This window comes from Pseudoalteromonas sp. TB64, from assembly GCF_000498095.1.
GTDB lineage: Bacteria > Pseudomonadota > Gammaproteobacteria > Enterobacterales > Alteromonadaceae > Pseudoalteromonas.
In genome coordinates this window covers 1-6,672 of record NZ_AUTQ01000060.1, presented here as the reverse complement: position 1 = coordinate 6,672, position 6,672 = coordinate 1, and the positions used below count along the sequence as shown (strand labels likewise).

At 41.6% G+C, this 6,672-nt stretch carries 6 protein-coding genes; 1 reads left to right on the top strand and 5 read right to left on the bottom strand.

Going from position 1 to position 6,672, the window contains the following annotated elements:
- From L647_RS0102275 to L647_RS0102255, 5 genes are all read right to left on the bottom strand, one after another.
- The coding region (locus L647_RS0102275; protein ID WP_024609756.1) for an efflux RND transporter permease subunit at positions 1-1,292 on the bottom strand (1,292 nt) is incomplete at its 3' end.
- Complete coding sequence (locus L647_RS0102270) at positions 1,285-2,541, bottom strand: efflux RND transporter periplasmic adaptor subunit (protein WP_024609755.1); 1,257 nt, start codon at positions 2,539-2,541, stop codon at positions 1,285-1,287. The genes L647_RS0102270 and L647_RS0102275, both read right to left, overlap by 8 nt.
- Positions 2,538-3,791, bottom strand: coding sequence for a TolC family protein (locus tag L647_RS0102265; protein ID WP_024609754.1), 1,254 nt, complete (start codon positions 3,789-3,791; stop codon positions 2,538-2,540). The genes L647_RS0102270 and L647_RS0102265 overlap by 4 nt, the downstream gene beginning before the upstream one ends.
- 161 nt (positions 3,792-3,952) lie before the next feature.
- Positions 3,953-4,261 (bottom strand): hypothetical protein, encoded by a 309-nt coding sequence (locus L647_RS0102260; protein ID WP_024609753.1) that lies wholly within the window; start codon positions 4,259-4,261, stop codon positions 3,953-3,955.
- Positions 4,262-4,334: 73 nt separating this feature from the next.
- Positions 4,335-5,153 carry an AraC family transcriptional regulator gene (locus L647_RS0102255; RefSeq protein WP_024609752.1) on the bottom strand — a complete coding sequence of 273 codons (819 nt, stop codon included), beginning with the start codon at positions 5,151-5,153 and terminating at the stop codon, positions 4,335-4,337.
- Positions 5,154-5,265: 112 nt separating this feature from the next.
- On the opposite strand from L647_RS0102255, the gene L647_RS0102250 reads away from it, so the two are divergent.
- The coding region (locus tag L647_RS0102250) for a glycoside hydrolase family 2 (protein WP_024609751.1) at positions 5,266-6,672 on the top strand (1,407 nt) is incomplete at its 3' end.

Genomic DNA, 6,672 nt, shown 5'->3' with positions numbered 1-6,672 from the left:
AGCCTGCCATGTTTATGCTGAGCCATACCTAATTGGCGCAGGCAGTTTTCAACCACAATAACAGCGCCATCAACTATTAAGCCAAAGTCGATTGCGCCCAAACTCATTAAGTTGCCCGATACGCGATTACCTACCATGCCTGTTATGGCAAATAGCATGCTGAGTGGAATAACCATTGCCGTAATAAGCGCGCCGGTTACGTTGCCCAGCAATAACAGTAAAATCACCACCACTAATACAGCACCTTCAAATAGGTTGGTTTTTACGGTTTCTATGGTTTTATCAACAAGGGTTGTACGGTCATAAACTGCCTCAACCACAACACCTTCAGGCAAGCTTAGCTGTACGTCTTTGAGTTTATCAGCCATGGCTTTTGCCACTACGCGGCTGTTTTCACCAATTAGCATCATTGCGGTACCGAGCACGGTTTCTTCGCCGTTATAAGTGGCTGCGCCGGTTCTAAGCTCTTTGCCGAAACGCACATTTGCTACATCTTTAATGCGTACCGGTGCATCATCGCGCTTAGCAATAACGGTATTGGCTATATCATCAATACTTTTTAATTGCCCAGGTGAGCGCACTAAATATTGCCCGTCAAAGCGCTCTATAAACCCCGCACCTTGATTACTATTATTTAATTTAAGTGCCGTAATAACATCACTTAGCGTAAGCTTATAAGCGAGTAGTTTTTCGGGCATTGGCGCTACTTGGTACTGGCGCTCAAATCCCCCTTGGCTATTAATTTCGGTAACGCCTTTTACTTTTAAAAGCTGCGGGCGAATAACCCAATCTTGTAAAGTACGTAAGTCTTCTGCGCTAAATGGGGTGCCATCGTCTTTTAATGCGCCTTTATTTGCATGCACCGAGTAAGTGAAAATCTCCCCTAAACCGCTGGCAATTGGCCCTAAATTTGGTTCAATGTTGGCAGGTAAGTCTGAGCGAATACTTTGAATACGCTCTGATATTTGTTGGCGCGCCCAATAAATATCGGTGCCTTCGTTAAAAATAACCGTTACTTGCGAGAGCCCATAACGCGAAATAGAACGGGTGTAATCAAGCTTTGGTATGCCCGCCATTACTGTTTCGATTAAATAGGTAATGCGCTGCTCTGCTTCAAGTGGGGTAAACCCAGGTGCTTTTGTATTTATTTGCACTTGCACATTAGTTATATCGGGTACGGCATCAACCGCTAAATTTTGTGTGTTGTATACACCAAAGCCTGCAAATAAAAGCGTGAGCGCAAGCACCATCATACGGCGTTTAACCGCAAAAGAAACTATCCAGTCAATCATGCTGCCTCCTAGTGTGAGTGGCNTGGCTTGCGCCGCTTTTTAAAATATCCGCTTTAATTACATAACTGTTCTCAGTTACGTACTCACTGTTTGGCGAAAGCCCTTCGAGTACTTCTACCCACTCGCTATTTTTAGCACCGAGTTTTACAGGGCGTACTTCAAACACATTACCGCTTTTAATAAACACACTAGGTTTGCCATTAAACTCTTGAACAGCAGTGGCTTTTACACGCACGGCCGCATTTATATTTGCAGTGCTAATGTCACTATTAACATGCATGCCTGGTCGCCAATGTCCGTCTGGGTTTTTAAGCTCAATCCGCGCGCGTGCAATATGCCCGCCACTCATCATAGGCGCGATAAAAAACACCTCGCCTTGCGCGTTTAAATGATGGTGTAAGTCGTACACTTTCGCGCTTTGCCCAATAGCTAATTTTTCAATATTTTCAGGAAAAGCAGACAACTCAACCCATACGGTTTCAAGATTTACGATTTGCATTAGCGCACTACTGGCAAGCTCACCGCGCTTTAAATATTGCTCAGTAATAACACCCGTTATAGGGCTTTTTATGATGTAATTTTGCAGTGTTTCGCGGTTGGTTACGCTGGCAAGCTTGTCGCCTTTTTTAACGTTTTGACCAATGCTGACAAATATATCGTTAACTAAACCGATGTAAGGCGCCATTACTTCAACAGTGCCGTGCGCGGTTGGCGCTATTACACCAAATAAAGTATCAGTTAGCTCAACTGTGCCGCTCTTTGCTGTCTCAGTTTTAATGCCTGCGCGCTCAATTGCTTGCTCACTTAGTGTGGTGCGCCCTTCTTCTTGCTCATAATGATAATTTATTTCAGCCCCTTTATAGCGTGCCATAACGTCAAGTTTAAATGAGTGCGGCTCGTTTACACTTACGGTACTTACTAAATAGTCATCTTCCGCTTTAAAGCGAATAAGCTGCGGTTTTTCACTTAAACGTTGCACATTAATAGTTACGTTTAATTGTTTTATATCAACGGCTTTATTGTTATCAAAACCATATATTCGCAGTTCAGTATTTCCTGCAAATTGCGTTAATTTAAGCTCTAAATTAAGTTTGTTATTAGTTAATAAAAAGCCGCCATGAGGACCTTTTTCTGCATGTTCGTCTTTATGACCTTCTTCATGATGATCATCAGACGCCATAACAGTGCTACTTAATAATGGGAGTGTAAATAGTTGAGTAATTAATAATGCGATAAGAGTTTTATTCATGATTGATGAGTCTCAATTAAAGGTTGGCCAGTTAAACGCTCAAGGGTAAGTAGCACTTGATAAAGCTCGCTATGGGTGGTAATAAGTGCGCGTTTAGAGTCAAATAAAGCTTGTTGAGCGTCGAGTAATTGCAATACCGAAATTTGCCCTTGCTGATAACTCTTTAAGCTTTGCTTTATAAGCGTTTGCGCCTGTGGAATTGCCTGCTGTGTTAACAGCTGTGCTTGCGCAATTTTACCTTTGTAATAAGCATAAAGTGTACGCACTTGTTGGCGAAGTTGAATACGCAATTGCCCTTGTTGTTCACTAAGTAATGTAAGCTGATGCTGCGCAGCTTCAATATTCCCGCTGTTAGAGTTACTCAATTGCAGCGGCATAGAAAACGAAAATACAAACGAGCTAGCATCTGTTTGTTGGTTATAACGCACACCACCGCTAAGTGTTAAATCACTTTCCCCATTTGATTTTTGTAGCGATAAGTTAGCCGTTTGCTGCATATATTGCTGCTGTAACAAAGCAAAGTCTGGTGCTGTATTTACCGCATCAAGTAATGCTTGCTCACTTTTAAGCTCAGTAACTATAGATAAATCCCCAGCATAATAATCACCGAGTAATTGCTCTTGCCAAAGCTCATTTAGTGCTAAGCGCGAGCGCTCAAATTCACTTTGTAGCATTGCGGTATTTAGATCTACTTGGCTTACTGCGTAGCGCATACGTGTTACATCTGCTTGTGAAACTGCGCCCGCTTCAGCACGTTTCTCTATTGCTTTAAGCGCCTGCTTAACAGTACTTTTACGCTCACTATTTAAAGCAATTAAAGCCTGAAACTTAAGTACTTGGTAATAACGCTCAGTAGTTGTTGCCAAAAGTGCAAAGCGTGTATTTTGGTATTGAATCGTTTGCGCTTTTATATTTGCAGTCGCGTAATTAACGCGGTTCTGGCGTTTATCACCAAGCTCTATTAACTGACTCAGCGCAAGCGTGTACTGCGCACCTTGTAAGCCATGAGTGCTTTGTGTGCCTAGCAGGTTTTCAGCTTCAAAACTCACCATAGGATTAGGTGCAAGTGTGGCTTGGGTTTTAAGCGCACTCAATATTTTTTGATGATAGGGGTAGCGTTTTAATACCGGATTTTGTTGTTCGGTATTACTCAGCGCCTGCTTAAGCGTTAATGTTTTAACATTCGCCAAGGTACTAAAAACAGGTAGCGCGCACAGTAGTGCCACCAGCATAATTGGTTTTTTATTCATATAGCGTGTCCGTTTTTTAACAAACAGAGTTAACTTGAGCACGATATTGGCATTTAAAAATCAAAACCGAATGAGCATCAAGTAACCTAAATATGCATATAACAGAGCCTAAACAACGCATAAGCGCAGGCCGTAATATACAAAGTATTTAAAATTAAAAACTAGCTATAAAAATTAGGTGGCGGAACATCGGGTGGGTAATTTAAACCCTTGTAGCAAGCAGGTTGCGTAGCTTGGCTTTGCTCAGGGCTTATTGAATGATTTAAGGTGGTGTAGTAACCACAATGACAATGTTGATGGGCATGAATTTCAGTCGGTGATTGCGCGTCTTCATCGCTTGCATTTGTTTGAGAATGAATATGCGTAACGTGATCAACTTCTTCTTGCAGATGATACGCCGCCGCATCACAGCTAATAAAGCTGTGTACAAGCACAAGGAGTATCACGACTAAAAAGTAGTTTGAGCGCATTGCGACCTATAAAACCTAAAAATATAATTATCAACGCACGCACAATACATTAAACGCATAAAAAAGTAACGAGCTACTTTCTATACATTGATGGCGACATACCTACCGACTTTTTAAAGCGCTTTGAAAAGTTAAAAATATTAGAATACCCCACATAACTTGCCACATGTGAAATTGGCCAAGCCGTGTTTAACAATAAATTTTTAGCCCGCTCAATACGTAAATAAATAAGTTGTTGTATAGGGCTTTTACCAAATTGGGCTTGGCATAAACGATGTAAATGCGGCGATGAGTAATGCACATGTTCGCACATTGCCTCTATTGTCCAATCAAACTGTAAGCGCTTGTCTACCTCTTCAAACAAACTAATTAAACGATTATGCGCCGCACCTTGTGAGTTATTTTGCAGCGTAGCATTTAAGTAATGACTTAAAATAGGCGTTACGCTTTCGCGTAAATTAGCATTAGGCTCGCTATATAAAAGCTCCATAGCAAGGTGTAACGGCTCAAGTTTTTGCTCGGTTAATACCAATGCTTGCGCTAAGTTCAAATGCTGCCAACGTTTAGTATTTGCAAGGTTTAACCAAATAACATCCCAATGTTCAGCATCAATTTTCACTTCAAAGCTTTGCTTTGCTGGTAGCACAATAAGTGTATTGGCATTAAGTGTGTACTGCTCATTTTGTGTTGTTAATTTACCCTGCCCTGCAAGTGTATAAAAAAGTGTATGTTCTAGCGGTGCTGAGCGTGCTACGCAATAACGACCCGATAGGTTTGAGCAACCCGCAAGTGCTATTTCAAGGTTTGGCATTTGCGCGAGCGTTGGTGAATCAATAAAGCGTTCTATACAGCGCGGACCAATATCGAGTATGTCTTTAATGTTATAGCGCATAATTACAATGATAGTTTTGGATAAATAAAGGAGAGCTTTAAGCATAACCCCTGTGATTATTTTTAGCTATATTTAGCACATAATAATTGCCCGCTTATGCAATAGGATAAACATGACTTCTTTACAGCACATAATTAATCGCCGCGATTGGGAAAACCCAATTTCAGTACAAGTTAATCAAGTAAAAGCGCACAGCTCACTCAATGGTTTTAAAAGCGTTGAACATGCCCGTACTAACACACAATCGCAAAAACAAAGTTTAAACGGTCAGTGGGACTTTAAATTATTTGATAAACCCGAAGCGGTTGATGAGTCATTGCTGAGTGAAACACTAAACAGCGACTGGCAAAGCATTACAGTGCCTTCTAACTGGCAATTACACGGCTTTGATAAACCTATTTACTGTAATGTTAAATACCCATTTGCAGTTAACCCGCCTTTTGTACCAAGCGATAACCCTACAGGCTGTTACCGTACTGAATTTGATATAAGCGAAAGTCAGCTAACTCAGCGTAATCATATTATTTTTGAAGGCGTTAACTCGGCGTTTCACCTGTGGTGTAACGGACAATGGGTGGGTTATTCACAAGATAGCCGCTTACCAAGCGAGTTTGATTTAAGCGAACTGTTAGTTGCTGGCACTAACCGTATTGCCGTTATGGTTATTCGTTGGAGCGATGGCAGTTATTTAGAAGATCAGGACATGTGGTGGCTAAGCGGTATTTTTCGCGAGGTTAACTTACTTACAAAACCACAAAACAAAATACGTGATGTGTTTATAACCCCCGATTTAGACGCTTGCTATCGCGATGCAACGCTACATATAAAAACGGCGATTAATGCGCCAAATAACTATCAAATAGCAGTGCAAGTTTTTGATGGCGAACAGGCGCTATGTGAGCCACAAATTCAAAGCACTAACAATAAACGTGTTGATGAAAAAGGTGGCTGGAGCGATGTTGTATTTCAAACAATTGATATACAAAGCCCTAAAAAATGGACCGCCGAAACCCCGTACTTATACCGCTGCGTTGTGAGTCTGCTTGATGATCAAGGCAATACCGTAGACGTTGAAGCTTATAACATTGGCTTTAGAAAAGTAGAAATGCTTAACGGGCAGCTTTGCTTAAACGGCAAACCGCTACTTATTCGCGGTGTTAACCGCCACGAACACCACCCAGAAAACGGCCATACAGTTACTACCGCCGATATGATTGAAGATATTAAGCTGATGAAGCAAAATAACTTTAATGCCGTGCGTACTGCTCATTACCCTAACCACCCTCGTTTTTACGAACTATGTGACGAGCTAGGTTTATACGTAGTTGATGAAGCAAATATAGAAACCCATGGCATGTTTCCTATGGGGCGTTTAGCTAGCGATCCGCAGTGGGCTGGTGCATTTATGTCGCGTTATACACAAATGGTTGAGCGCGATAAAAACCACGCCTCAATTATTATTTGGTCATTGGGCAACGAATGCGGACACGGCGCAAATCATGATGCCATGTACGGCTGG

Bases quoted from the DNA above. Each gene is read 5' to 3' on its own strand.
- L647_RS0102265 (WP_024609754.1), bottom strand. From the start codon at position 3,791: ATGAATAAAAAACCAATTATGCTGGTGGCACTACTGTGCGCGCTACCT.
- L647_RS0102260 (WP_024609753.1), bottom strand. From the start codon at position 4,261: ATGCGCTCAAACTACTTTTTAGTCGTGATACTCCTTGTGCTTGTACAC.
- L647_RS0102255 (WP_024609752.1), bottom strand. From the start codon at position 5,153: ATGCGCTATAACATTAAAGACATACTCGATATTGGTCCGCGCTGTATA.